This window comes from Rhodococcus sp. UFZ-B548 (assembly GCF_903819475.1).
Taxonomy (GTDB): Bacteria; Actinomycetota; Actinomycetes; order Mycobacteriales; family Mycobacteriaceae; genus Rhodococcus_F; species Rhodococcus_F erythropolis.
In genome coordinates, this window is sequence record NZ_CAIJDS010000057.1 from 1 (window position 1) to 23,148 (window position 23,148).

Here is a 23,148-nt window from a genome sequence, read left to right on the forward strand (position 1 = left end):
CACTCTGCGGCGGCGGCGGACAAGGCGACGCACTCATCATCCGCGTCCCCAAGGCGTAATTACTTCATCCTGACCAGACAGGTCGCCGAGCCCTCATCGTGCTCGGCGACCTGTCTGTTTCATGTCGGAGGCTAGTTCGGATCAAGCGTCGTCGAGCGGTTGCGCAACAATGTCTCGATCTCCGAACGTCGGTATCTCCGATGTCCGCCAAGCGTTCTCAGAGTGCCGACCTTGCCCTCCCTCGCCCACCTGGACACCGTGGTCCTGTCGACATGGAACAGTGCGGCAACCTGTTTGGTTGTCAGCCATTCGTCGACAGATGCTGCGTGCTCTTCTTCTCGGCTCATTGACAGTGATTCGTAGCCGTAGCGCGGATGGATGGGTCCGACAATGAATTGGCAACCCCTGGCACGCTGTGAAAGACTCGCTGCAAAACTTTACTATTCCTTGGGGAAAATATGTCGAAGTCGGTAACTCTGATCCGTTCCACATCACTCTCATCGGTCGCTGAATACGCCTATGCAGCAACGGCTCCCGCCGAGGCTCGACTGATCTTCCTGGCCGGATCCTGCCCGTTGAACGAGGACGGCTCCACTGCCGCCATCGGCGACTACGCAGGACAGGCAGCCAAGGCCGTCGACAACCTGAGAACAGCTCTCTCGGACGCGGGCGCGTCCATCACCGACGTGATCAACACCCGCGTCCTGGTGGCGTCGAGCAATCAAGCCGACCTCGTTGCGGCGTGGGAGGTAGTCCGCGACGCGTTCGGTGATCACGACGCCCCAAGCACTCTGATGGGTGTGACCGTTCTCGGTTACGACGATCAACTGGTCGAGATCGAGGCAATCGCGGCCGTCGTCGACTGAACTCGAACCGAACCGGGCGTTCCTACCGGGGATCTTCGTGAGCAAGGGCCTGGTAGCCCTTTGCCCCCGCACGATCCACAGCGGCTCGCACAACAGCGAAGATGGCTCCCTGCAGGGCGGCGGCGATCAGGACTTCCTTACTCGACCTGCTCAAATCTTTTGGCTCGGGCGCATTCTTGTCGTCACCGATGCGCTTCCACACCTGCTGGAAGACGGCACCGGCCAAAAGCCCGCCGAGGACGCTCGTCGCCAGTGAGAGTGGCTTGTACATCGCTTTCGATACTGCGCTCATTGCGCGGATCCTCCATGGTTCGATTCGTACCGCCTGAGCGGGCTGACCGACTCTCACTACCCCACAGGCGAACTGTCGAAACATTGCACCGGCGCGGCGCGAAGTTGACTGTCGCACGTTATGTTCCACGGTTTGCCATTTCGCGGGCCGGGTAGGATCGTCTTAGCGAAAGAAGGTTGTGTAAGTCATGGAAAACTACAGAATCGAACTACCGGACGGTACTACGGTGATGGAAGATTTCGTCTCGGATCGCGCCGCCATCGCATACGCGGTCGATCTGAATCACGGGTGTAGCGAGAAAGTATCGGTATTCCGTATCACCGACGAAGGGGAAACCATCCCGACTCGGATGTGCCCCAAGCCGAATCCTGGTTCGCGGCGTCGCGCGCGAAGCGTCCGATAGAAACCCGTCAAGAAGCGTCGAGGCGGGGGAAGAGCGTTTCTCTTGCGAGCAACAGCAAGGCCGCAGCGACCGGAATCGCCAGCAACGCACCGACAATACCGAGCAACGCTCCGCCCAACAGGACCGCGACCACAGTCACCAACGCCGGGACCGCTACCGTCTTCCCGATGATCTTCGGAACGAGCAGGTAGTCCTCGAGCAGACGTAACGCGATGAAGAATGCAACTGTCGCCAATGCCGTTGGGACAGAGACTGTCAGGGAGACCAGGGCGACGATAACCCCTGCAATCGTGGAACCGACTATCGGGATCAGATCGAGCAGAGCGACCAGCAGCGCCAGGATCAACGGGTACGGCACGTCGAAGATCAACAACCACGCGAAGGTGCACACTGCGGTGATCACGGAGATTAGAACATTGCCGAGGACGTACCCACCCACACCTGCCAGTATCTGATCACCGATGGCGATTGCTCGGGGCCGCCGCGAATGTGGCACCAGCCGATACAGATTCGTGCGGATTCGTGGATAGTCGATCAAGAAGTACGTCGTCAGTACAGCAACGATTCCGGCGTCGGCGACTGCGCTGAACACCGCCCGCCCCGCACCAAGCAAACCCGTCGCGAGCGCAGAACCCGAACCATCCAGTTGTGTGGTGAGGTGCTGCTCGAGGTGATACTTCTCATCGAGGTCGTTGACGATCGGGTACCGGTCACGAATGTGTGTCAGGAGTTCGGGAGCGTGCGATGCAAACTGACGTCCCTGCTCGACCAGCGGGGTGATCGCAGCAACGAGAAACAGCGCCAACATCACTGCAATTCCGAGGAGTACCACGGTGACTGCGATCCAGCGCCGGAAATGTCTCCGCTCCAGCCAGACGATCATCGGTTCGATGCCCACCGCGAGAAACAGCGCGACCACGATCAGGATCAGCATGCCTCGCGCCGCAAGCAGCACTTCGATCACCGCATAAGTCACGGCAACTCCGGCCGCGGCGCTCAGACCGATGAAGAACGGTGACCGACGGTCGAATCTCGGTCCGGGCTCACCCAGCGGCCGGACAGGCGTCGCCAATGCTGCGGCTTCGCGTTCCGCTTCCGCCATCGGATCTACGGCTTGGACTTCACTTTCGGAGTCCGGTGAACGGTCTGCGGAACTGGGATCCATTCAAGCCACCTCACGATCCGCGCGACTTCCCGGCACGGGAGTGAGTACCCGTGCCGTAGTCGGATCAACCTCGAGGCCTCTCCGCTCCGCTTCGGGTCAGTGCCAGCCCGGTTCCCACAACTCCGATGATCGACACTGCGATGGCGATACTGGGCCAACCGTCGCTCTGCCAGTAGACGTCGTCGAGAGTGATCAGCAACGCGGCCTCGTCGACGATGAGCCCGAGTGCAATACCCAACGCGATGCCCATCCATGTTCGTGCGCGAGGGCTTCGGTCTACGAGGCCGAAGATCGCCACCCCGGCCAACAGGAGGATTCCCCACAGGTAATGGTGAAGGTGCGTCCCACCGGCACTGATGTCGCCGACGTCCCTGGTGTCGATCTGGATCAACCAGGTCACCAGACGTGCTCCACCGAACGTCAGTGTGAAGGCCACCCACGCCAACACCAAACCGCGGCGTGATTCGTCAACTTGATTCCATCTGCGAGGAAACCTGAATCTCTCCGCAGGTTTCTCTTCCGCATGATCTCGAGAAAGCATCCTTCATGTTTACCCGACGCAGCTCAGAGCGATACTTTCGGGTGGAGACACCGAAAATCAATTGGAGAACGAAAAAGCGGTACTCGATCTCCGAAGAGATCAGGTACCGCCTTCTCAGCTACTCGCGCAGTATCGATCAATACCAGACTTTTCGTCCGCCCACTGCACGCCCGGTAGCACCGAGGATGGACAAAACTGCACCTACGACGACCAAAATGATGCCGACGGTGGTCAGAATGCTCAACCCCGTGAAAAAGCCGATCAACGCCAGAATAATGCCGAGAACAATCATGTGAGAACCTCATCCGGTATGCGTATAGAAATGATCTACTCAACTGACGCTACTACAAAAACTTCACAATCAAGAAATCCCATAATTGACATCATAAATACGAAACTCGTATTACTACCCAATAATGTCGGCGTTAAAACATTGGTCTTTCTTTTTCTTATCCCTCACGGTTCGATGTCTTCGATCTTGGCCTCGACGGCCGGCGTGATGTGGCTCAACACGCAGCGCCAACGACCGTCTTGCCGGGCGAACACGTCGGTGGTCCACTCGTCGGCGTCGTACTGCCTTCCGTCGTAGTGCGCAGTATTCGTGATCCGCGTGGTGAAAAGCGCAACGTCACCGAAGAAACGCACGCGAGCGCGCCCGACGCGATCCATCGCCGAATGAGTCAGGTCGCCAGAGGCCACGAAGCCCAGAAACTCCGCCTTGGTGGACACCCCGGACTCCGAGACGATCACCCAGTCGTCGGCCATGAAGTCGCCGATCCGTTCGGCGTCGTTCGAGCACATCGCGACGTTCCACTCGTCTGCAGTTGCAGTCAGCACCGCTGTTTCCTGATCCGACATGGCCTCTCCCTCTACCGTCGTCACCCTCGGCGGGTGATGCCTCGACGGCAGGGTTCCCGCAAGGTGGACGTCGAACCGACGAACTACGAGAGGGCAGAGATGACAGACACCAGTCGCACCGAGCTTGCAGCTCAGGCGTACATCTACGGATTTCCCCTCGTTTTCAATCTCGACCAGGTCCATCGGTACGTTCACGACGGTGTCGGAGCGAACCCCGCCGCACCTTTCAACACCTTCAGTCACGCCCGCACACTCGCCGGCCCGGCAGATACTTTTGTCACGATCAACAACGACACCGTGTATTCCATGGCGCAGATCGACCTTTCTGTCGGCCCCGTTGCGCTGCACGTCCCCGATACCGATGGCCGTTACTACGTCCTCCAGTTCGTCGACGCCTGGACAAACAATTTCGCTTACGTCGGGCACCGTGCCACCGGCACCAAGAGCGGAGACTTCCTTCTCGTCCCACCCACCTGGACCGGAACCCCGACCGCCCAGACCACAGTGATCAGATTTCCCACGACCGTTGCATCGATCGTCGGTCGGTGGGCGTGCGGCGGCGACGACGACCTCCCCGCCGTGCACGCCTTGCAGGACGCCACCACCCTGACCGTCGTCGACTCCGCCGGGGCTCCGGCCGGTCTACCGGTCCCCGACTCCGAGGTCAGCCAGGACCTCCTCTTCCTCGAGAAACTCCGCATCTGGTCGCAGGCCTTTCCGCCGGCCCCGCGCGATCGAGAACTCCAGGATTCGTTCTCACCGATCGGAGTCACCGAGCACGGGGCCTCTCCCTATGTATCGCTGTCTGCCGACGACGCTGCGGCGCTCGCAGACGGGTTGACCGACGGAGAGAAGAATCTGCACGAAGCACTCACGCACGGCTCCAGCCCCGAGGCCAACGGTTGGAAGCTGACTTTCCACGCCTTCGACTACAACCTCGACTACTTCGAGGTCGGTGCAATCGACGATCCACAATTCAAGATCGCCGATCCCAGGTTGCGAATCATCGAACGAGCGGCGGCGGCCAAGGGCGGGCTGTGGGGCAACCACCCCTACGAAGCGGCGTACATCATGACCTACGTCGACGATCAGGGAACGCAATTGAACGGAAACCGCACCTACACGATCAGACTCGACCCCACTCCGCCGGTGAGCGCCTTCTGGTCGCTGACGATGTACTCGGTGCCGGACTTCTTCCTCGTGGCGAACCCCATCGACCGATACTCGATCGGCGACCGCACTCCCGGCATCGTCCACGACGCCGACGGTGCGTTGACGATCACAATCAGTCACGAGGAGCCGAAAGATGCCACGGCGAAGGCGAACTGGCTCCCCTGCCCGCGCGGAGACTTCCGACCGGTCCTGAGAATGTACGAACCTTCGCCCGCCGTACTCGATCAGTCCTACGTCGTCCCCGCTATCACTCGCTCGCGAGAATGACGGCTCACGTCTGACGGCCTGCCCCAGGCCAGGCCGTCAGACGGACACAGAATCAGGCGTGAGTGCCGCCGTCCACACGGATCTCCGTGCCGGTGATGAAGGCACCATCGTCGGATGCCAGCATCGCGATAACTCCCGCAACACTTTCCGGCCCGGCCATGGGAGCACCACCGGACTCCAGATCAGTGCTCAGAATTGGCGACAGCTTGCCGAAGAGCGACCAGTCGGTGTCTTCCGGCAGGTACGACGCCGTGGTGTCGGTGATCCCGCTCTTCACACTGCCCGGAGCTACCGCGACGGCGCGCAGACCCTGCTTGCCGTATTCGAGAGCCAGTGCGTGAGTGAAGGACTGGATTCCTCCCTTACTCGCCGCATATGCGGCCATGTACGGGTGCGCGAAGGCTGCGGAGGTGGAGCTGAAATTCACCACCACTGCGTTGCCGGTGGCCAGGAGAGCTGGCAGTGCCTGACGAGTGACGAGGAAGGTGCCGGTCAAGTTCACGGAGATCACCCGATTCCACAAGTCCAGTGAGGTCTCGTGGGTGTGCCCGCCTCGCAATATCCCGGCGGCGTTGACCAGTACGTCCAATCCCCCGAGAGCCGAAATTGCCTGACCCACAACCGTGATGACGGAACTCTCGTCACCGATATCGACGACGACGGTGTCGAGACGACCCTCCGTCGAGGCATGTTCAGCCGACCTCCGGGTGTCTGCCAGACCCTTCTCGGAGATGTCGGCAGCGACCACGCGGCCACCTTCGGCGAGCAACCGCAGCGCGGTGGCCTGCCCGATTCCCGATCCTGCGCCGGTGACGAGAATACGACGACCTTCGAAACGATTCATTGCTGTGTACCTTTCACGAAAACGAGTTGGCTGGTAATCCAGGCTCGGCGGCGCCGACACTCACAACTCACCCGCGAGAAACTTCAGGTACGGGAAATACGCAGCACTGCAACAGGTGTGGCACTGCGAAATCTCAGCGAGGTAATGCTCGCCGAAGTGGCGAATGTCAGACGGATCCGGCCGGTGCGGCCAAGGCTCTTTCGATCCAGACAAGACCAGAGGGGCGGCGGTCGATCGCCTTACGCCCCCGGCGGAATGTCGCTACGCCGAATCGGGCCGTGCGCAGTGCACGGCCGGAATCGAGAGTACAGCGGCGTATGGACATCACAGGCACCGTAGCAGCGCGAGTACAAGTCGCTCAAACGCGTTGTTCGCGACGCAGGTTTGATTCAGGTAATCAGATGTCACTTCTGGACAACTGTGCCGACTTAGGCAGCACTAACCTGATGGCATCTCGAAAACCCGATCCAGGAGCACAGTCGATGACACATGCAGACGCCACGAGCACAACAACTCCCCGGGCGAGCGTCCTACGAACCGCTGACCACAATCGCGGACTCAACGACGTTCTCGCCGTCGTCGAAGCAATGGAGCGACCGAGCGACCACCTGCTGCGGATCACGGCTCGTTTGACGGAGTCGACCGACGATCCGACCTGGTCACGCCCGAACGTCACCGTACGAATGAATCTCGGGCCCAATTTCGACGACGCTTCGCGTGTGTACACGGTGCGTTCCTACGATTCCGCCACCGGATCGATCGTCATCGACGTGGTCCTGCACGGACAGACCAGCCCGATGATGAGGTGGGCAGCGGCGTTGACCATCGGTGACACCTTCGGTCTCACCGGTCCGCGACCACACTTCTTGGTCCCCGACGTTCCAGGTCGACGGATCGCACTTTTTCTGGACGGCACCGCAATACCTGCGCTGTACTCGATCATCGAGCAGCTACCTACCGACGTGGTCGGAATCGGCTGGGTCACAACAGATGACGAGGTCGCTTTCGCCGAACTGCCCGCCCTCCCCGGCCTGGAGCTTCACCGCGTGAGCGCAGATCTCGCCGAGCCCGACGGCCCACTGGCGGTACGAGCACGCGAGCTCGCCGATCCCGCGAGCTACGTCGTGTGGGGAGCCGGTGAACGCAACGAGATGCGCGCAATCCGTAAGCACTTTCGGTCGACCGTCGGACTCGACAAGGACGACGTCGCGATATTCGGTTACTGGAAGCGCGGCATCAGCAACACCGAAATCGACCTCCGTCGGCGCGAGAACTACGAGCGAATCCTCGCCGGCGGTGGAACCCTGACCGACATCGACGACCTGGCCATCGAGATCTGATCGCGTACACCGGCCGACCTGACCGGCCGTGCACTGCGGTGATAAGTTCCTCTGTGCCAGCGGACCTCCACACAGGGGGTCAGGGAATCCGGTGTGAATCCGGAACTGACGCGCAGCGGTGAGGGTGACCGCCCGGGCTTACGCCACTGGATGAAAATCTGGGAAGGCGCTCGGGTGGGGCGATCTCGAGTCCGAATACCGGCTGGCAGCAGGGGTCAACAGGCGCCTGTTCACACGGTAACGGGCTCCGCGAACGAGCCCCTGCGAGAACGAGATTCCATGCGTCTGTCCAGACTTCGCCTACCCGCCGCTACCGTCGCGGCCTTGTTGAGCGCGTCGTTGGTTGCCTGCTCCTCCGACGACAGTGCTGCCCGACAATCCAACTCTTCCGAACAATCGCGCGTGACAGTCCAGAACTGTGGCCGAGACGTCACGGTGGAGCGACCGATCGAACGGGCGATCGCGGTAAATCAGCCTGCGGCCGAAATGCTGTTCGCACTGGGAGTGCAGGACCGGATGGCCGGCTACGCCATGAGCGACGACGACGTACTCCCCGAGTTACGTGAGGCACGCGGTCAGGTTCAAGCTTTCGACACCGAGTTCCCGTCCTTCGAGAGTGTCCTCGAACGCGAACCGGACATGGTCTACACGACCTTCAATTACACGTTCACCTCGGAAGGCATCGCCGACCGGACCAAGTTCACCGACCTCGGGGTCGCGACGTACCAGTCGCCCAGCGAGTGCACCGGTCAGGATGCCGAGCAGAGCAAGGCCCTCACACTCGACGACTTGTACGCCGAAATCGGCGACGTGGCAACACTGTTCGACGTCAAGGACAAAGGAGTCGAGCTGACCGAGAGTTTGAAGGATCGCGCGGCCACCGCCACGGCGTCGCTGGGAGCCGAAAACGTGACGCTGGCGTGGTGGTATGCAGCCACGAAGACTCCGTACTTCGCCGGGTGCTGCGGTGCACCGGGAATCATGACCGACGCGGTGGGCGCGAAGAACGCCTTCGACTACAACAAACAGTACTGGCCCGAAATCGGTTGGGAGAGTGTGCTCGATCGAGACCCGACCGTGCTGGTGCTCGCAGATCTCGACCGCGGCGGAGACGGCGACAGTGCCGCAGACAAGATCGCGTTCCTCGAATCGGACCCGGTCGCCAGCAAGCTCACCGCAGTGAAGAACAAGCGTTACATCATCCTCGAGGGAACGACGATGGATCCCTCGATCCGCAATGTCGGTGGCATCGAACAGCTCTCCGACGGGCTGCGCCAGTTGGGTGTGGTCTAGATGTCCGCGGAGATCAGTGAACTGGTGCGTCAGTGGGACGACCAGCAGGCGGCATACATCGCCGACCGCGAAAAGCGATTCGACGCGATTCTCGACGTTCTCGAATTGCAGTACGCGCACACCCCGTTCACGGTTGTCGACCTGGCCTGCGGACCGGGCTCACTGAGCGCCCGGATCCTCGAGAAGTTCAAGCACGCGAGCGTTGTGGGGATCGATTACGACCCGATGCTGCTGGAAGTCGCCCGTCAGTCGTCGACTCGTTTCGGTGACCGACTGCAGCTGGTCGACGCAGACCTGCTGAGCACCGATTGGCCGACTTCGGTGACTGCACCGGTGCAGGCGATAGTGTCGACAACAGCGCTGCACTGGTTACAACCACAACAGCTCGTCGAGGTGTACCGGCAGTGCCGCGAACTGCTGAGCCCTGACGGAGTCCTGCTCAACGGTGATCACTTCCGCTTCGACAGCCGCTCCCCCGTCATCGGTCGATGGGCGAAGGCTCACGACGAGCAGACGCAACGCTCCGCCTTTGCTGCCGGCGCTCCCGAGTGGGACAGCTGGTGGGAGGAGTTGCGGGCAACTCCCGGCATCGGACCACTGACCGACGAGCGAGAGCGCAGATTCGCCGGACGCGACGCTACCGCGCCCACTGCCGTCGACTTCCAGTTGGCGGCGCTCGCGCAAGCAGGTTTTCGAGAGTCGGGAACGGTCTGGCAACTGTTCGACGACTACGTGGTCTACGGCGTGAGATGACGACAAGAGTTCGCCTGCGTGACAACCCGACGACCGTCACCCTGCTGTGGGTGATCGGTGTTGTCACGCTGGCCGGGTCGGCCGCCGTGGCGATCACGTTGGGGCCGGCCGGTCTGTCGGTCGGTGAGGTGGCCTCGATCGTCGTCGGCCATCTCGGCGGTACCGCGGCGGACGTCACCCCTATCCGCGACGGCATCGTGTGGGATCTTCGTCTGCCACGTACTCTGCTCGCCGCGCTCTGCGGTGCGGGCCTCGGGCTGTGCGGGGCGATCATGCAGTCTCTGCTTCGCAATCCACTGGCTGATCCATTTGTCCTCGGTATCTCGTCCGGCGCCTCGACCGGTGCCGTACTGATCGTGATCCTCGGAGTGGGGTCGGGGGTGATCGGCTTGTCGAGCGGCGCTTTCATCGGCGCGGTGATCTCCTTCGCCCTTGTGTTGCTGCTCGCCCATGCGGCCGGCGGCACGCCGGATCGGGTGATCCTGGCCGGAGTCGCCGCGACCCAACTGTTCTCGGCGCTCACCTCGTTCATCGTGATCACCTCGGCCGATCCCGAGCAGACTCGCGGCGTGATGTTCTGGCTCCTGGGCTCACTCGGCGGCGCCGACTGGCTCGACGTCGCGCTCTGCGCTGCGGTGGTCGCCGTCGGCCTCGTGGTCTGTCTGACTCACTCCCGCGCACTCGACGCCTTTGCCTTCGGCGAGGACGCGGCGTCGTCGCTGGGGGTGAACGTGTGGCGGGTGCGCGTGACCCTGTTGTTGGCAACAGCTTTGATGACGGCGGTGATCGTGAGCGTCGCAGGCGCCATTGGCTTTGTGGGCCTCGTCCTCCCGCATGCGGCACGGGCTCTCGTCGGTCCGAGCCATCGGCGACTGCTGCCCGCGTCCGCACTGATCGGCTCGATCTTCCTGGTCTGGGTCGACGCCGTGGCACGTACAGCCATTGCGCCGCAGGAACTCCCGGCCGGTGTGGTAACCGCGTTGGTCGGTGTGCCTGCGTTTGCCGTCATCCTCTGGAGACGAAAGGCCAGGCCATGACACTCGAAGCGGCCGGCGTCAGCTGGCGGGTCGGCGGGGCGCTCATAGTCGACGCCCTCGACGTGTCCCCCACCGTCGGAAGTACGGTGGGGCTTCTCGGCCCCAACGGTTCGGGAAAATCGACACTGCTGAAACTGCTTGCCGGGCAGAACCGTCCGACAATCGGGGAGGTGACTCTGGACCGAACTCCGTTGCCTGATTGGAAACGCCGAGATGTCGCGCGTCGGATTGCCACCGTCGATCAGCACAGCAACACGGAGATCGACCTGACGGTAGCCGAGGTCGTCGAATTGGGACGCACCCCGCACCGCGGATTGTGGGGCGGGCATTCAGGTTCCGACCGCGACGCCGTCCGCGCGGCGATCGAACACACCAACCTCTCCGGGATGCTCGACCGGTCGTGGCACACCCTGTCCGGCGGGGAACGCCAACGCGTGCAGATCGCGCGCGCCCTCGCTCAGGAACCTCACGAGTTGCTGCTCGACGAACCGACCAATCACCTGGACATCAACCATCAACTCGAATTGCTCGCGCTCGTGCGTCGCCTGCCCACCACCACGATCATGGCATTGCACGATCTGAATCTGGCCGCCATGTTCTGCGATTCGATAGTGATGCTGAACCGTGGCTCCATCGTTGCCCACGGAAGCCCGACCGAGGTCCTCACCGCCGACCTGATAGCCGAGGTCTACCAGGTCGATGCCGAAGTCCGCCTGGACGGTCCCGGCGGAGTACCCACCGTGAGATACCTTCCACCCAGCTCGGATTAGACGCGCGCAGATCTGTCATTCACGCGAGAGCATCGCCACTGCTTCGCGTTCGAGGTCGACGTACGGTTCCCCACTGACGTCGATCGCCACCCGGCTGAGCGTTCCACCGGTAAACGCCCATGGTGAGGTACCCGGGTAGTCGTCGGTCACAGGCTCCCCGCTGTCACGGCCAGCATTGAGCCCTTCGCCGCCGCCGATGCTGAACTTGCCTGGCTGAGTGCGGATTCTGCCCTCACCGACTTTACGATCGCCGTAGTAGAGGCCGAGCACCCCGTGCGCAGTGCCCGGCGGATCCTCACCTTCCTTGTCGAAAGTTGCTGCCAAGATTACATTTTCGCCGATGGGAAGGTCTTCGGTGGCATCGATCTTCTGCTGTTCACTGCCGAGGAAGTTGTACACGTAATGCAGTCGGTTGTCCTTGACGTACAGCGAGTGACCACCGAACCTGCCGCCATGCGAGAACAGCACACCGGCCGCACCCGGTTCGGCCAAGTCGACAACTGCCCCGATCGAGTATGAACGATTACGAAGGTTGACAGCGACGGCTTCCGGTACCTCGGCTCCCCCTGGACGGTAGACGTACCGGTTGCGCGGCGGAGCCAGCTGGGGACGAGGTGTGGTGAGGAGTTCGACACCGGACCGATCATCCAGTGGCAGAGCTTGATTGGCGCCGGCCTCGTGGAACCACAACCCCACGAGCTCGGCGAGCCTGCCGGGTTCTTCGCCGGCAAGGTTCCGGAGCTCGGCTCGGTCCACCTCCGTGTGGTAGAGCTCCCAGGTGTCTTCCGAGAAATGACCCCACCCGCTCAGAGTCGGGTGCGTGGTGACGGCCTTCCACCCGTCACGCCAAATCCCTCGTCCTCCGAGCATCGAATAGAACTGGGTGTGCTTGGCGGTGGGGATGTTGCCTGCGTCGAAGCTGTACCGCATGCTCACGCCTTGGATCGGGTGCTGGGTGTATCCCTTCACCGTGTCGGGCAAGTCGACACCGACGCAGTCGAGCAGAGTCGGGACGACGTCGATGGCATGGTGGTACTGATCTCGAATCTCACCTCGGGCGTCGATGCCCTCCGGCCACGAGATGATGCAGGGGTCGCAGGTTCCGCCGTTGAACGAGTACCGCTTCCACATCTTGAAGGGCGTGTTGAACGCCATCGCCCACCCGTTGGGATAGTGGTTGTACGTCTCGGTGCTGCCCAACTCGTCCAGCTTTGCCAGGTTCTCGGCGAGGTCGTCGGGTACCCCGTTCGCGATTTTGTTCTCGTTGACTGAACCGTCGGGTCCGCCCTCACCACTGGCACCGTTGTCGGAAACCACCACGATGATCGTGTTGTCCAGCTGCTCGATTTCTTCGAGGTATTCGAGCAGGCGTCCGATCTGATCGTCGCAGTGCGAGAGGAAGCCCGCGTACACCTCCGCCATCCGTGAGAACAGTCGTTGCTCGTCAGCGGACAGGGTGTCCCAGGGGCGGGTGAAATCCAGCGGCGGGAACGGTTCGCCGCCAGGTCCGGTGCGGGTGTCAGGAGTGCCTATCGGGTTGAGTGAGGGCAGAGTCGTGTCGTTCGGGACAAGTCCCATGTCCTTCTGCCTCGCCAGAATCTCATCCCGCATGGCTTCGTACCCTGCGTCGAACCTGCCTGCGTAGCGATCGGCCCATTCGCGGGGCGCGTGATGTGGAGCGTGTGCGCACCCGGGTGCGTAGTAGAGAAATACAGGCCGGTCCGGAGCTATCGACTTCACGTCGCCGATGTATTCGAGCGCTCTGTCGGTGATGTCGACGCTGAAGTGATACCCCTCTTCCGGCGTCGACGGCTGTTCGACGGGGTGGTTGTCGTGGACGAGGTCGGGATACCACTGATTGGTCTCGGCACCGAGAAAGCCGTAGAACCGCTCGAATCCGCGACCGACCGGCCAATTCCGTTTCGTGGAAGCAAGATTCATCTCGTCTTCGGCGCAGAGGTGCCATTTGCCGACCATCGCGGTACTGAACCCCTGCTCGACCAGAACCTCGGCGAGCGTGGCACATTCGGGAGGGATGTGACCGTTCCCGCCGGGAAACCCGACCGCGCACTCACTGATGCAAGCCATTCCGTTGGTCGTGTGGTTCCGGCCGGTGAGCAGACACGATCGCGTCGGTGAGCACAGCGCTGTGGTGTGCCACTGCCCGTACCGCAATCCGTTGCCCGCGATGCGGTCGATGTTCGGCGTCTCGATCGGTCCCCCGTAGCAACCCAAGGCGCCGAATCCGACGTCGTCGAGAACGATGTAGAGAATGTTCGGCGTGCCGGCGGCAGCCTTCGGCTGCTCGTACGGGCTCCAGTCGGGAATCGAATCGCGAATATCGAGGTTGACGACGCCTTTGAATGCGTTGGCCATGACCTGGCTCCTTGTAGGTGATCTGAATGCCAGCCTCTACGGCTGCATGGTCAATCGCATACCCCGATTGTGCTCACCGAAGCGCTGTCGCCCGAAATGGGCGATGCCATCTTCGGCAGGAGGTCCGAGTATGAAAGTGCCGGGTCTGTCATCACCTCACTGGAAGCCAGGGACCACATGAGCAGTCAATTCGTTGAAGCCTCCACCTCCGATAACCCTGACCCGCTTCCGAGCTGGCAGGACGGCACGTCGAAACAAGCCATCAGGCGATTCGTCGAACGCGCGACGACTGAGGGAAGTCCGGACGAAATCGCACCGGAAGACCGGATCGCAGTCTTCGACAACGACGGAACCCTGTGGTGTGAGAAGCCGATGCCGATCCAACTCGACTTCATCTTGCGCCGCCTCGTCGAGATGACCAACCAGGATCCGACTCTTCGCAACCGTCAACCGTGGCAGGCGGCCTTCGAGCAGGACTACGCCTGGTTGAACGATGTGATCTCGAAGCACTATCGCGGCGACGACAGCGCACTGAAGGTGCTCGCGGCCGGTGTCCTGGCGGCATTCGCCGAAGTCACAGTCGACGAATTCGAAACCCACGCCGATACCTACCTGCGCACTGCTTCGCATCCCACTCTCGATCGCAAATATTTGCACTGCAGCTATTCGCCCATGGTGGAGTTGCTCGATTACCTTGCGGCCAAAGGCTTCTCCAACTACATAGTCTCTGGCGGCGGACGTGATTTCATGCGGCCGATCAGTCAGGAGGTCTACGGCATCCCCCGAGATCGCGTCATCGGCAGCGGCGTGGCATTGACGTGGAAGGACGACGGCCACAGCGGCACGATCCTTCGTCAGCCCCAAACCGATGTCGTCGACGACGGGCCGGCCAAGCCCGTACAGATATGGAACCGAATCGGTCGACGACCCGTCATCGCGGCCGGAAACAGCAACGGTGACCTACCTATGTTGCAGTTCGCCGAACACCCGAACATTCCGGCACTTCGACTTCTGGTGCTCCATGACGATCTGGAACGCGAGTTCGACTACGTGGACGGAGCCGAGCACGCACTCGACGTCTCGCGCGCAAACGGGTGGACAGTGGTGAGCATCAAAAACGACTGGAAGACAGTCTTCGAACCACTCGCCGAATGACACTATGGACGTGTGACCCTCGATGATGTCGCCGACGAACTCTACGGCCTCGACCCCGGCGAGTTCGTCGAGGCGCGTACAAAGCATGTGAAGGCTGCCCGGGAGGACAACGACCGCACACTGGCCGCGGAGATCGGAAAACTTCGGAAGCCAACCACCGTGGGATGGTTGGTCAATCTCATTTCGCGCAATCTATCCGAAGATCTGGATGCACTTCTCGCGCTTGGCGAATCGCTACGCGACGCCCAACGCCATCTCTCAGGTCAGGACTTGCGACGGCTGACGACACAGAGGCAGCAGGTGGTGCGAAGTCTCGCCCACAAATCCGGTGAGATCGCGGCTTCGCGTGGAAAGAATGCCGGTGAGGATGCGTTACGTGATGTCGCGCAGACCCTCAATGCCGCCCTGTCCGACGAGGAGACTGCCGCGCAGGTACGACTCGGACGAGTTGTGACCGCTGCCAGTTACAGCGGTTTCGGGCCGGCGGGACTTGCTGTAGTGGAGGAGGATTCCGTACAAGATGCCCCTGCGATCCACACCGAAGACAGCGCTCCGGCCAAATCCACTGCTCCGGATCGCAAGGCCGAACAAGCCAAGGCGAAAGCAGAATTGAAGGAAGCCAGGGCAGACCTCGAGAAAATCCGACGACGGGTCAAGGCCGAGACCGCCCAGTTCGAGGATGCCAGGTCAAAGCTGTCCGACCTCGACCGCCGCATCGAAGAACTCCGCGCCGATCTCGAACACGCAGAACAGGAACGACAGTTCGCCAAGAACACAGAGAAGGCTGCCGGTGTCGCGGTTCGAGAGTCCGAGGATGAGCTTCGCGAGGCCGAGCGCCGGGTCGACGAAGCAGAAGAGAGCCTTGACGAGACGGAATGAGTTGCACGTTCGGAGATCTTGACCTCTACAGCAGTTCCCCCGGATACAGCCACGATCGACATCAGCGGTTACAACATGACGGGCAGCCGTAAGTTTCACAATGTCGCGGAGAACGGGCGGGTCGCGTTTGTCGTGGACGACATCGCATCTGTAGATCCATGGCGGGTCAGGTGTGTCGAAATCCGTGGACGGGCAGAGGCTTTGGATGTTACGGGTGCTGGTGCGCATGGTCTCGACGCACCGATCATCCGTATCCACCCCGAACGCATCATCAGCTTCGGCCTCGACGACAAAGAACTGGACGTCCACCAGTTGGTCGTCAACGGACGTGACGTCTGAATGCCCGAATCGAATTGATCAGCCTGCTGCGGCTTCTAGTTCACTCAGTGATTCCTCGAGGTGACCGAGAAGCCGCTGCAGGTGCGGGACATTGCGGCGGCAACCGACGAGACCGAACTGCATGGTGTCCGCATAGCCGATGACGGTGATGTTCATTGCCTGCCCGTCCAACGGAATCGATGCCGGATAGCAGCTCTCGAGCTTCGCGCCGTTCCAGTATCGCGTCGTCGTCGGGCCGGGGACGTTGGAAATCACCAGATTGAAGACTGGGCGCCCAGTGATCAGTCGGGATGAACCAGGGATCAGCGGCAACCCGAGGCCGGCAACATTCAATGCACTGAGCGCCGTGATCTGCAGGGGCGTCAGGCCCGACATCAGGGACTTGGCGCTACTCATCGAGTCGTGAACTCTCTGAAGTCTGGCCGCCGGATCCGCCAATTCGGTTGCCAGATCACACAACACCGCACCAACAGCATTGCCGGAAGCCTCACCCTCATCGCCTTTACGAAGTGATACCGGCACCATCGCGATCAACGGTTTGTCCGGCAACTCGTCCAGTTCGATCAGGTATCGCCGCAGCGCGCCCGCACACATAGCCAACACCGCATCGTTGAGCGTCACGTCTGCAACGCAACTGACCTTGCGCAGGCGCTCGATCGGCCACGACTGTGCGGCGACACGCCTCGCTCCGGTGATCGGGACGTTGAAGATCGATTTCGGGGCAGCAAACGGCAACGGTGCGACGTGGTCCTTCACTGCCGAGGCAGCGGCGTTCACTATCGCAGGGCCCACCCCGACCACATCTTGCACGGTCTCGATCACGGAGCCCACCCGCCTCTGCAGGTCCAGCCCGCGACTGGCTCGAACCCGCCCCGAAGAAGGTCGCTGCGCCCACGGAGGCATCGATTCTCGATCGAGCGGGTCCGACGAGAGGCTGCGGTACCACGCCTGAACAGCAGACACACCATCCATGAGTGCATGGTGCGTCTTCATGTACACGGCAACTCGGCCGTCGGCGAGACCTTCGATCACATACGCCTCCCACAGCGGCCGATGCCGATCGAGCAGCGTGCCGTGGAGCATGGAGGTCAGCTCGAGCAATTCGCGGACTCGTCCCGGCTTGGGCAGCGCGAGCAACCGGACGTGATACTCGAGATCGACATCCGTGTCCTCCGTCCAACGCACCGGCGCGAAGTTCGACAAGAACTGCACCGGCTTGCGGCGGAAGAGGGGGCGAATCGAGTCGACGTCGGTGAGCGAACGGTAGAGCGACCTGGCGAATTCGCCGTCGTCTCCTTCCGGCGGAACGAAAAGCGACAGTCCACCGACGTGCATGGGATGCTCTCGTGACTCCATCAGCAGGAACATCGAGTCGAGCGGCAGCATCAGCGTCATGGCGATCCGTTCTCTCGGGCAGCTGCCCGGAGTACCGATCAGCCGCTGTTCGACAAAGTTACTCGCCCTGACTTCCCACATTGGCGACTCCGACAAAACATTGCCCCCTCGATTTCGACAGGAGTCCGATATTCCCGTCGACGAACGCCTTTTCGGGTCGTAGCACCTCACAGCGATGCGTGGGTGAATGACGAGACACAGAGCACTGCAACAAATTTCAATCCTCACAGCCACAAGTAGTAGCGAAGGCGATCGCAGTAATACTTTTGTCGGAATTGTTTCAAATTGTCTGTACATCCAAGTCACACGTGACTACCGTCACTCATCATCACAATCCCGACTGGTCGGTTGTACCCAAAGGAGAAATACATGTCCCGACGTTCGACGTCGCGTGGGCTTTTCGGCGCACTCGCCACCGCAACTGTGTTCGCCACCGTCACAGCGGTGGGAAGCTTGTCAGCAGGTATTGCAGGAGCCGCCCCGGCAGCGGAGATCCCCTTCGGCGGTTGGGATTCATGTCCGATCGACAATCCCGAGACCAGCACCTGTATGGACGTCACGGTTACCGGCGGAAACATGAAGATCGGCAAGCTTTCCGTCGGCATTCCCGCCGGGGCGATGCGCATCGCAGGCGGAGTTGCCTACCGGGAGAATCCAGAGGCTGAATTCGGATTCGACCAAGTCTTCATCCCACCGAACGACAACAGTCGGGGGATCTACGCCGAACCTATCGACATCCCCGGGGGCGCACTCGGAATCGACCTACCATTCAACAATCTCTTCGGACTGAACAAGGCCTCGGCCACCGTCGAGTCGACGTCTGCACTCCCCACCGTGGATGCATTCCAGCTTGGCGTGAAGCTACCCGTCAAATTGAAGATCGCGAACCCTCTCCTCGGCGGCAAATGCTACCTGGGCTCGGACAGCAACCCCGTTCAACTCAACTTGGATGTGACCGAATACGCCGTCCTCGAAGAGGTTCCAGGTTTCCCGGATACTGCCGTCGTTCGAAACACCGGGCACACCGGACAGCCCTTCGCCGTCCCGACAGCTTCCGGATGTGGCCCGTTCGGCGTTCTGAATCCAATCGTCAACTGGCGCGCCGGGCTTCCCTCGTCCACCACGTCCAACTCCCTCGCCACGACGAGTGACGTCTACAACATCGGTGCCGACAGCCTCAGGCCACAGCTGGCCGGCTCACCCGAACCCGCTGCCGTCATTGCCGAACGTAGCGCCAACTAGCAATCCAACCCACTGCCACAGAACCGTCATCGACGACAGATTGCCACCTCGAAACGGAGTTCACTTGTCCATGCGCACAATACGATTCAGAGCTATGCTCGCCGTCGTCGCAGCGGGAGTCCTCACTCTCGGGGCGGCGTCAACCGCGACGGCGGCCCCGCTGCCCAATGCGCCGTTCGGGGGCTGGGGAAAGTGCCCGATAGCAAATCCGGAGACAAGCACCTGTGTCGACGTCGTCGTCAAAGGCGGCGAAATGAACATCAACGGGCTCAAAGTACCGATTCCTTCCGGCTCGTTGAATATCGCCGGCGGAGTCGCCTATCGCGAGAACCCCGACGCAGAATTCGGGTTCGACCAGATCTTCATTCCTCCCACTGACGGCACCAAAGGCGTCTATTCCAGCCCCATCGAGGTACCAGGAGGAATCTTCGGGCTCGGTATACCGTTCCCCGGCGGCTTGACCACCATCAAGGCAACAGTCGAACCGGTCGCGTTGCCGACAGTCGACGCATTCCAACTCGGTGTCACACTTCCGGCAAGATTGAAGATCTCCAACCCCTTGCTGGGCGGCAACTGCTATCTGGGTTCTGCGAGCAACCCGATCATGTTCAAACTCGGAGTGTCCGAAAATGGTGTCCTGGAGGAAGTTCCAGGATTTCCGGATACCGCCGCCGTCAGAAACGTGACGCACGCCGACCAGACGTTCGCGGTACCGGGCGCATCTGGATGCGGACTGTTCGGCGCATTGAATTGGGCAGTCAATCTTCGCGCCAACGTTCCGTCTTCGAGTGGTCACAACTCGTTGACCACCACAAGCGATGTGTTCAACATCGGCGCCGACAGCCTGCGGACGCAGTAGAGCAAGCACCGGCGACTCACGAAGTATCACCGACAACAAGGAGATATCGATGTCCCATGCAGTTCGCCGCACCACCTTCGTCACAGCTGCCGCAGTAGCCGCGATCGCGGTCGCAGCCGGCACCGCTTCGGCTTCGACCGTCGTCACTCCCGCGGGACAAGCCGTGACTGCCTCGAGCAGCAATCTCAGTATCAAGACTGGCACGATCACGCTTACCTGCTCCAGCACGACGGGATCCGGAACCATCCCAGCGGCGCCGGGTAACTCCACCACCGGCACGGGCGGGATCAACGTAAACATCGGCACCCCCAGCCTGACCGGGTGCAAGGCTAACGGCCTACCCGCTGTGGTCACGACCTCCGGCTCGTGGCTATTGAACGTCTCGGCAGACACCGGATCGGCTCAGGGATCCCTGGTCATTCCTGCAGGAGGCGCAGTCGTCACGATGCCCGGATCCACGTGCACAGTCACCGTCGGGGCCAGCACTATCGGACCGCTGCCATTCGATATTCCCAACCAGCGCGTCGTGGCAAGCAACACCGGCACTGTGAACTACACGCGTACCGGCACCGGGCCCGTCTGCCCCGCCGCGGCCACTGGCACGGCAACCATGTCCGGCACACTGCAGTTCGCATCGGCCACACCGATCAACGTGACACCGTGACGATCGACAGCTAGACAATAGGGCTCGTTGGGGGATCGACGCTTCCGCCGCTCCCCCAACGAACGTCCTATGGACCGAGTCAGCACACGATCACCATCGGTTGCGCCACGAAGCGGACCGGCGCATTATCCATCTCCTGCTTCGGTGGCGTCGAGTAACGCACCGAGGGCGCGGTGGAGCTCGGCCAGTTCCCGCCCACCGGTTTTCGTCAGCACTTCCGTATTCTTTGCATCCAATTGGCGGACAATGTCTTTAGCGAGTTCTATGACTCGTTTCCCCTCGTCACTGAGATCGAGGCAAACGGCTCTCGCATCGCGACTGTCTCGTTCGCTGACAACAAACCCGCTCTTCTCCAACGCTCGCACGAGCTTGGATATGTAGATTCGCTGCAACCCCGTGTGCGCGGCGAGTTCTCGCTGACTAGGCCTCTCCCCCGCACTCACCAGACCATGGAGAGACGCGAGCACCGAATACTGGGCGTGGGTCAACCCGAGGTGGGCGATCGCTCGGTCAACCCCCGCCCGCCAGCGCAAGCCAAGGTGCCACACCAGCGACCCCGTCGTCCATAATTCTCGATCTTGCATTCAAATAGAATACATGGCTACTATCTCAATTAGGGTACATGGAAACTATTTGAGGAGTCGCAATGCCCACAATTCCCGTGCTCGACTCGACTGTGGCCTACCGCTCGTGCGGAGACGGAATACCCTTCGTACTTATCCACGGGAACCCCACATCCTCCTACCTGTGGCGAAACATCCTCCCGCAGATAGGAAATCTCGGCCAAGCGCTTGCCCCTGACCTCATCGGAATGGGCGCGTCGGGCAAACCGCCAATCGACTACGGTTTTCTCGACACCGCCCGTTACCTCGACGCATGGTTCGACCAGATGGATCTCGACGACGTCGTACTCGTCGGACACGACTGGGGCGGGGCACTTGCACTGGATTGGGCTGCCCGCCATCCCGAACGCGTTCGAGGTGTCGCCTTCTTCGAAACGATCCTGCGTCCGATGACCTGGGACGAGCACTTCCCGGGAGACGCACGAGCGCGGGTCGAGGCCCTGAGAGCTCCCGGTATCGGCGAGACCAAGGTACTCGACGAAAACTTCTTCCTCGAAATTGCGCTTCACAGAACAGTTCTCGGAGAGCTGTCCGAAACCGATGCTGAAACCTATCGCGCCCCTTACCCCTCGCCGGAGAGTCGCCGGCCCCTTCTCGAGTGGCCACGGTCCTTCCCCGTCGAAGGAAGTCCCGGCGACGTGAATGCACGAGTGGCGGCGTACAGCGATTGGCTCGCAGAAAGCAGCGAGGTACCCAAACTCCTTCTCACCTTCAGCGGCCCCGCCGAACTTCTCATGATCGGACCTGACGAAGTCGCGTGGAGCCGATCGAATATCGCAAATCTCGAGGTGAAACAGTGCGGTCCCGCAGGACATCTCGCCCCCGAGGATCAGCCTGCGGCCATCGCGGCGGCGATCACCGAATGGACACAGCGGCAACACTGCTTCAGCCGCGACTGAAGTGGGACCGTCGCCACGTACTCTGAGCGCCGGTTTCCCCGACCCATGCGGTAGCGATCCAGACGGTGCTCCGAAATATGGGACCGACACCACCTCCGCCGGATTTGTCCGATATAACTAACTGGCGAGTACGCCGGTTGGGACGAGGTCGAGAACGAGGGGGCGTGTGTGGTGAACGAGGACGGGTTGGGGCGAACGTCGGGATCGGGGGCTCCACACCGGGTGGGCGGCTTTCTTTATCACCGCAACGGCGACCGGTGGGAGTGGTCGGACGAAGTCGCACGGATTCACGGATACGAACCCGACCAAGTGGCTCCGACGACGGAATTGATGCTCGCGCACAAGCATCCCGACGACCGAAGACACGTTGCCCAGACACTGCATGCCATCCGCACTTCAGGCGGCCCGTTCAGCAGCCGCCACCGCATCATCGACACCGCAGGGGACACTCACTCGGTAATCGTCGTCGGCGACAGCGTCGTGGACGAGTCGGGTGCTGTGGTCGGCAGCTCAGGCTTCTACATCGACGTCACCGAAACCCTGGACAGCACGGTGAAAGCATCTGTCGACGTGCTGGTCAACGAAATCACTGCTTCTCGCGGGGTGATCGAGCAAGCCAAAGGCATGCTCATGGTGATCTACGGAATCTCTGCCGATCGAGCTTTCGACATCCTCGTGTGGCGTTCGCAGGAGACCAAAGTGAAACTCAGGGATGTTGCCGAGCAGTTGATAGTTCGCACGCTGGACGATTTCCGGGTCCCGACACTTCTGCGGACCCGGTTCGATCACTTGCTGTTACAGGGTTGAACTTCTAACCCGGCTGAACCACGAACTGGGAGATGCTTAAGGCGGTTCCCGTGGCTGGCTGCTCAACCTCGAGGAACCTCGCCCGCATTGATTCCGGGACGGTCCGATGCGGCCTATCCCCGTTGTTACCCAACGCGGAGTAAAAGGAAACTACTTGTCGTCAGACTTCTTCTCGGAGGTCTCCTCGACCAGTTCAGGCGCCTGTTCTCGCGTTGCCATTCCGCCGTCGCCGCCCTTGTCCACGGGCCCTGGGTGCCCACCCTTGGGCGACTGGTCGTTGTTGTCTTTCTCGGTCATGCGGTCATCCC

26 protein-coding genes, 1 pseudogene and 1 riboswitch are annotated in these 23,148 nt (G+C 61.3%); of the genes and pseudogenes, 16 read left to right on the forward strand and 11 right to left on the reverse strand.

The window, feature by feature from the left end; genetic code table 11:
• Positions 1 to 131: 131 nt before the first annotated feature.
• Complete coding sequence (locus H7C86_RS31340) at positions 132 to 347, reverse strand: BldC family transcriptional regulator (RefSeq protein WP_019747227.1); 216 nt, start codon at positions 345 to 347, stop codon at positions 132 to 134.
• Positions 348 to 458: 111 nt separating this feature from the next.
• Between H7C86_RS31340 and H7C86_RS31345 the strand changes: the two genes are divergently transcribed.
• Positions 459 to 866: a RidA family protein gene (locus tag H7C86_RS31345; protein WP_019747226.1), complete on the forward strand. Its 408-nt coding sequence runs from the start codon at positions 459 to 461 to the stop codon at positions 864 to 866.
• Between the two features lie 22 nt (positions 867 to 888).
• On the opposite strand, the gene H7C86_RS31350 is transcribed toward H7C86_RS31345, so the two are convergent.
• On the reverse strand, positions 889 to 1,158 hold the full coding sequence (locus H7C86_RS31350; RefSeq protein WP_070387172.1) for a DUF4235 domain-containing protein: 270 nt from the start codon (positions 1,156 to 1,158) through the stop codon (positions 889 to 891).
• 187 nt (positions 1,159 to 1,345) lie between these two features.
• Here H7C86_RS31350 and H7C86_RS31355 point away from each other — a divergent pair, with 187 nt between their 5' ends.
• The gene (locus H7C86_RS31355; RefSeq protein ID WP_019747225.1) at positions 1,346 to 1,561 is read left to right on the forward strand and encodes a hypothetical protein; all 216 of its coding nucleotides are present in this window, start codon (positions 1,346 to 1,348) and stop codon (positions 1,559 to 1,561) included.
• A 7-nt stretch (positions 1,562 to 1,568) separates the two neighbouring features.
• On the opposite strand, the gene H7C86_RS31360 is transcribed toward H7C86_RS31355, so the two are convergent.
• The 4 genes from H7C86_RS31360 to H7C86_RS31375 all read right to left on the reverse strand — a co-directional run bounded on the left by H7C86_RS31360 (position 1,569) and on the right by H7C86_RS31375 (position 4,125).
• Entirely contained in the window at positions 1,569 to 2,726 is a 1,158-nt protein-coding gene (locus H7C86_RS31360) for an AI-2E family transporter (protein WP_029254636.1), read from the reverse strand.
• Between the two features lie 64 nt (positions 2,727 to 2,790).
• Positions 2,791 to 3,267 (reverse strand): hypothetical protein, encoded by a 477-nt coding sequence (locus H7C86_RS31365; protein WP_031332956.1) that lies wholly within the window; start codon positions 3,265 to 3,267, stop codon positions 2,791 to 2,793.
• A 136-nt stretch (positions 3,268 to 3,403) separates the two neighbouring features.
• Positions 3,404 to 3,559: a DUF6131 family protein gene (locus H7C86_RS31370; RefSeq protein WP_003945564.1), complete on the reverse strand. Its 156-nt coding sequence runs from the start codon at positions 3,557 to 3,559 to the stop codon at positions 3,404 to 3,406.
• A gap of 164 nt (positions 3,560 to 3,723) precedes the next feature.
• Positions 3,724 to 4,125 carry a nuclear transport factor 2 family protein gene (locus H7C86_RS31375; RefSeq protein ID WP_182262929.1) on the reverse strand — a complete coding sequence of 134 codons (402 nt, stop codon included), beginning with the start codon at positions 4,123 to 4,125 and terminating at the stop codon, positions 3,724 to 3,726.
• 99 nt (positions 4,126 to 4,224) lie between these two features.
• On the opposite strand from H7C86_RS31375, the gene H7C86_RS31380 reads away from it, so the two are divergent.
• Positions 4,225 to 5,565 (forward strand): DUF1254 domain-containing protein, encoded by a 1,341-nt coding sequence (locus tag H7C86_RS31380; protein ID WP_182262930.1) that lies wholly within the window; start codon positions 4,225 to 4,227, stop codon positions 5,563 to 5,565.
• 52 nt (positions 5,566 to 5,617) lie between these two features.
• Here H7C86_RS31380 and H7C86_RS31385 read toward each other — a convergent pair whose 3' ends face one another.
• Entirely contained in the window at positions 5,618 to 6,409 is a 792-nt protein-coding gene (locus H7C86_RS31385) for an SDR family NAD(P)-dependent oxidoreductase (RefSeq protein ID WP_020968659.1), read from the reverse strand.
• Between the two features lie 482 nt (positions 6,410 to 6,891).
• On the opposite strand from H7C86_RS31385, the gene H7C86_RS31390 reads away from it, so the two are divergent.
• The 5 genes from H7C86_RS31390 to H7C86_RS31410 all read left to right on the forward strand — a co-directional run bounded on the left by H7C86_RS31390 (position 6,892) and on the right by H7C86_RS31410 (position 11,602).
• Positions 6,892 to 7,749: a siderophore-interacting protein gene (locus H7C86_RS31390; RefSeq protein ID WP_019747219.1), complete on the forward strand. Its 858-nt coding sequence runs from the start codon at positions 6,892 to 6,894 to the stop codon at positions 7,747 to 7,749.
• Between the two features lie 40 nt (positions 7,750 to 7,789).
• A riboswitch (cobalamin riboswitch) is annotated at positions 7,790 to 7,971 on the forward strand.
• 57 nt (positions 7,972 to 8,028) lie between these two features.
• Positions 8,029 to 9,042, forward strand: a complete 1,014-nt coding sequence (locus H7C86_RS31395; RefSeq protein ID WP_182262931.1) for an ABC transporter substrate-binding protein — start codon at positions 8,029 to 8,031, stop codon at positions 9,040 to 9,042.
• Positions 9,043 to 9,795: a trans-aconitate 2-methyltransferase gene (locus H7C86_RS31400; protein WP_020906482.1), complete on the forward strand. Its 753-nt coding sequence runs from the start codon at positions 9,043 to 9,045 to the stop codon at positions 9,793 to 9,795.
• The gene (locus H7C86_RS31405) at positions 9,792 to 10,832 is read left to right on the forward strand and encodes an iron ABC transporter permease (protein ID WP_020906481.1); all 1,041 of its coding nucleotides are present in this window, start codon (positions 9,792 to 9,794) and stop codon (positions 10,830 to 10,832) included. The genes H7C86_RS31400 and H7C86_RS31405 overlap by 4 nt, the downstream gene beginning before the upstream one ends.
• Positions 10,829 to 11,602 (forward strand): ABC transporter ATP-binding protein, encoded by a 774-nt coding sequence (locus tag H7C86_RS31410; protein ID WP_019747215.1) that lies wholly within the window; start codon positions 10,829 to 10,831, stop codon positions 11,600 to 11,602. The genes H7C86_RS31405 and H7C86_RS31410 overlap by 4 nt, the downstream gene beginning before the upstream one ends.
• 15 nt (positions 11,603 to 11,617) lie before the next feature.
• Here the strand turns inward: H7C86_RS31410 and H7C86_RS31415 are convergent, their stop codons facing one another.
• On the reverse strand, positions 11,618 to 13,978 hold the full coding sequence (locus H7C86_RS31415) for an arylsulfatase (protein WP_182262932.1): 2,361 nt from the start codon (positions 13,976 to 13,978) through the stop codon (positions 11,618 to 11,620).
• Between the two features lie 177 nt (positions 13,979 to 14,155).
• Between H7C86_RS31415 and H7C86_RS31420 the strand changes: the two genes are divergently transcribed.
• From H7C86_RS31420 to H7C86_RS31430, 3 genes are all read left to right on the forward strand, one after another.
• Positions 14,156 to 15,133, forward strand: coding sequence for an HAD family phosphatase (locus tag H7C86_RS31420; protein WP_020968653.1), 978 nt, complete (start codon positions 14,156 to 14,158; stop codon positions 15,131 to 15,133).
• A 12-nt stretch (positions 15,134 to 15,145) separates the two neighbouring features.
• Positions 15,146 to 16,012, forward strand: a complete 867-nt coding sequence (locus tag H7C86_RS31425; RefSeq protein ID WP_047889162.1) for a hypothetical protein — start codon at positions 15,146 to 15,148, stop codon at positions 16,010 to 16,012.
• 75 nt (positions 16,013 to 16,087) lie between these two features.
• Positions 16,088 to 16,351, forward strand: a complete 264-nt coding sequence (locus tag H7C86_RS31430) for a PPOX class F420-dependent oxidoreductase (protein ID WP_308115618.1) — start codon at positions 16,088 to 16,090, stop codon at positions 16,349 to 16,351.
• A gap of 18 nt (positions 16,352 to 16,369) precedes the next feature.
• Here the strand turns inward: H7C86_RS31430 and H7C86_RS31435 are convergent, their stop codons facing one another.
• Positions 16,370 to 17,746, reverse strand: a complete 1,377-nt coding sequence (locus H7C86_RS31435; protein WP_020906476.1) for a wax ester/triacylglycerol synthase family O-acyltransferase — start codon at positions 17,744 to 17,746, stop codon at positions 16,370 to 16,372.
• Between the two features lie 369 nt (positions 17,747 to 18,115).
• Here H7C86_RS31435 and H7C86_RS31440 point away from each other — a divergent pair, with 369 nt between their 5' ends.
• The 3 genes from H7C86_RS31440 to H7C86_RS31450 all read left to right on the forward strand — a co-directional run bounded on the left by H7C86_RS31440 (position 18,116) and on the right by H7C86_RS31450 (position 20,511).
• Complete coding sequence (locus H7C86_RS31440) at positions 18,116 to 18,988, forward strand: hypothetical protein (protein WP_182262933.1); 873 nt, start codon at positions 18,116 to 18,118, stop codon at positions 18,986 to 18,988.
• A 94-nt stretch (positions 18,989 to 19,082) separates the two neighbouring features.
• Positions 19,083 to 19,847 carry a hypothetical protein gene (locus H7C86_RS31445; protein WP_259349353.1) on the forward strand — a complete coding sequence of 255 codons (765 nt, stop codon included), beginning with the start codon at positions 19,083 to 19,085 and terminating at the stop codon, positions 19,845 to 19,847.
• Between the two features lie 49 nt (positions 19,848 to 19,896).
• Entirely contained in the window at positions 19,897 to 20,511 is a 615-nt protein-coding gene (locus H7C86_RS31450) for a hypothetical protein (protein ID WP_020968648.1), read from the forward strand.
• Between the two features lie 275 nt (positions 20,512 to 20,786).
• Here the strand turns inward: H7C86_RS31450 and H7C86_RS38005 are convergent.
• Positions 20,787 to 21,095 (reverse strand): annotated as a pseudogene (locus H7C86_RS38005) (MarR family winged helix-turn-helix transcriptional regulator); the annotation flags it as partial.
• 62 nt (positions 21,096 to 21,157) lie between these two features.
• On the opposite strand from H7C86_RS38005, the gene H7C86_RS31460 reads away from it, so the two are divergent.
• Together H7C86_RS31460 and H7C86_RS31465 are read left to right on the forward strand one after the other, a co-directional pair.
• Positions 21,158 to 22,033: a haloalkane dehalogenase gene (locus H7C86_RS31460; protein ID WP_142005965.1), complete on the forward strand. Its 876-nt coding sequence runs from the start codon at positions 21,158 to 21,160 to the stop codon at positions 22,031 to 22,033.
• A gap of 168 nt (positions 22,034 to 22,201) precedes the next feature.
• Positions 22,202 to 22,840 carry a PAS and ANTAR domain-containing protein gene (locus H7C86_RS31465; RefSeq protein WP_182262935.1) on the forward strand — a complete coding sequence of 213 codons (639 nt, stop codon included), beginning with the start codon at positions 22,202 to 22,204 and terminating at the stop codon, positions 22,838 to 22,840.
• Between the two features lie 150 nt (positions 22,841 to 22,990).
• Here H7C86_RS31465 and H7C86_RS31470 read toward each other — a convergent pair whose 3' ends face one another.
• Positions 22,991 to 23,137 carry a hypothetical protein gene (locus H7C86_RS31470; RefSeq protein ID WP_019747202.1) on the reverse strand — a complete coding sequence of 49 codons (147 nt, stop codon included), beginning with the start codon at positions 23,135 to 23,137 and terminating at the stop codon, positions 22,991 to 22,993.
• Positions 23,138 to 23,148: the final 11 nt, after the last annotated feature.

Excerpts from the sequence above, each read along its gene's own strand:
- H7C86_RS31340 (WP_019747227.1), bottom strand. The coding sequence starts at position 347 with ATGAGCCGAGAAGAAGAGCACGCAGCATCTGTCGACGAATGGCTGACA.
- H7C86_RS31345 (WP_019747226.1), top strand. The coding sequence starts at position 459 with ATGTCGAAGTCGGTAACTCTGATCCGTTCCACATCACTCTCATCGGTC.
- H7C86_RS31350 (WP_070387172.1), bottom strand. The coding sequence starts at position 1,158 with ATGAGCGCAGTATCGAAAGCGATGTACAAGCCACTCTCACTGGCGACG.
- H7C86_RS31355 (WP_019747225.1), top strand. The coding sequence starts at position 1,346 with ATGGAAAACTACAGAATCGAACTACCGGACGGTACTACGGTGATGGAA.
- H7C86_RS31360 (WP_029254636.1), bottom strand. The coding sequence starts at position 2,726 with ATGGATCCCAGTTCCGCAGACCGTTCACCGGACTCCGAAAGTGAAGTC.
- H7C86_RS31365 (WP_031332956.1), bottom strand. The coding sequence starts at position 3,267 with ATGCTTTCTCGAGATCATGCGGAAGAGAAACCTGCGGAGAGATTCAGG.
- H7C86_RS31370 (WP_003945564.1), bottom strand. The coding sequence starts at position 3,559 with ATGATTGTTCTCGGCATTATTCTGGCGTTGATCGGCTTTTTCACGGGG.
- H7C86_RS31375 (WP_182262929.1), bottom strand. The coding sequence starts at position 4,125 with ATGTCGGATCAGGAAACAGCGGTGCTGACTGCAACTGCAGACGAGTGG.
- H7C86_RS31380 (WP_182262930.1), top strand. The coding sequence starts at position 4,225 with ATGACAGACACCAGTCGCACCGAGCTTGCAGCTCAGGCGTACATCTAC.
- H7C86_RS31385 (WP_020968659.1), bottom strand. The coding sequence starts at position 6,409 with ATGAATCGTTTCGAAGGTCGTCGTATTCTCGTCACCGGCGCAGGATCG.
- H7C86_RS31390 (WP_019747219.1), top strand. The coding sequence starts at position 6,892 with ATGACACATGCAGACGCCACGAGCACAACAACTCCCCGGGCGAGCGTC.
- H7C86_RS31395 (WP_182262931.1), top strand. The coding sequence starts at position 8,029 with ATGCGTCTGTCCAGACTTCGCCTACCCGCCGCTACCGTCGCGGCCTTG.
- H7C86_RS31400 (WP_020906482.1), top strand. The coding sequence starts at position 9,043 with ATGTCCGCGGAGATCAGTGAACTGGTGCGTCAGTGGGACGACCAGCAG.
- H7C86_RS31405 (WP_020906481.1), top strand. The coding sequence starts at position 9,792 with ATGACGACAAGAGTTCGCCTGCGTGACAACCCGACGACCGTCACCCTG.
- H7C86_RS31410 (WP_019747215.1), top strand. The coding sequence starts at position 10,829 with ATGACACTCGAAGCGGCCGGCGTCAGCTGGCGGGTCGGCGGGGCGCTC.
- H7C86_RS31415 (WP_182262932.1), bottom strand. The coding sequence starts at position 13,978 with ATGGCCAACGCATTCAAAGGCGTCGTCAACCTCGATATTCGCGATTCG.
- H7C86_RS31420 (WP_020968653.1), top strand. The coding sequence starts at position 14,156 with ATGAGCAGTCAATTCGTTGAAGCCTCCACCTCCGATAACCCTGACCCG.
- H7C86_RS31430 (WP_308115618.1), top strand. The coding sequence starts at position 16,088 with ATGACGGGCAGCCGTAAGTTTCACAATGTCGCGGAGAACGGGCGGGTC.
- H7C86_RS31435 (WP_020906476.1), bottom strand. The coding sequence starts at position 17,746 with ATGACGCTGATGCTGCCGCTCGACTCGATGTTCCTGCTGATGGAGTCA.
- H7C86_RS31440 (WP_182262933.1), top strand. The coding sequence starts at position 18,116 with ATGTCCCGACGTTCGACGTCGCGTGGGCTTTTCGGCGCACTCGCCACC.
- H7C86_RS31445 (WP_259349353.1), top strand. The coding sequence starts at position 19,083 with ATGCTCGCCGTCGTCGCAGCGGGAGTCCTCACTCTCGGGGCGGCGTCA.
- H7C86_RS31450 (WP_020968648.1), top strand. The coding sequence starts at position 19,897 with ATGTCCCATGCAGTTCGCCGCACCACCTTCGTCACAGCTGCCGCAGTA.
- H7C86_RS31460 (WP_142005965.1), top strand. The coding sequence starts at position 21,158 with ATGCCCACAATTCCCGTGCTCGACTCGACTGTGGCCTACCGCTCGTGC.
- H7C86_RS31470 (WP_019747202.1), bottom strand. The coding sequence starts at position 23,137 with ATGACCGAGAAAGACAACAACGACCAGTCGCCCAAGGGTGGGCACCCA.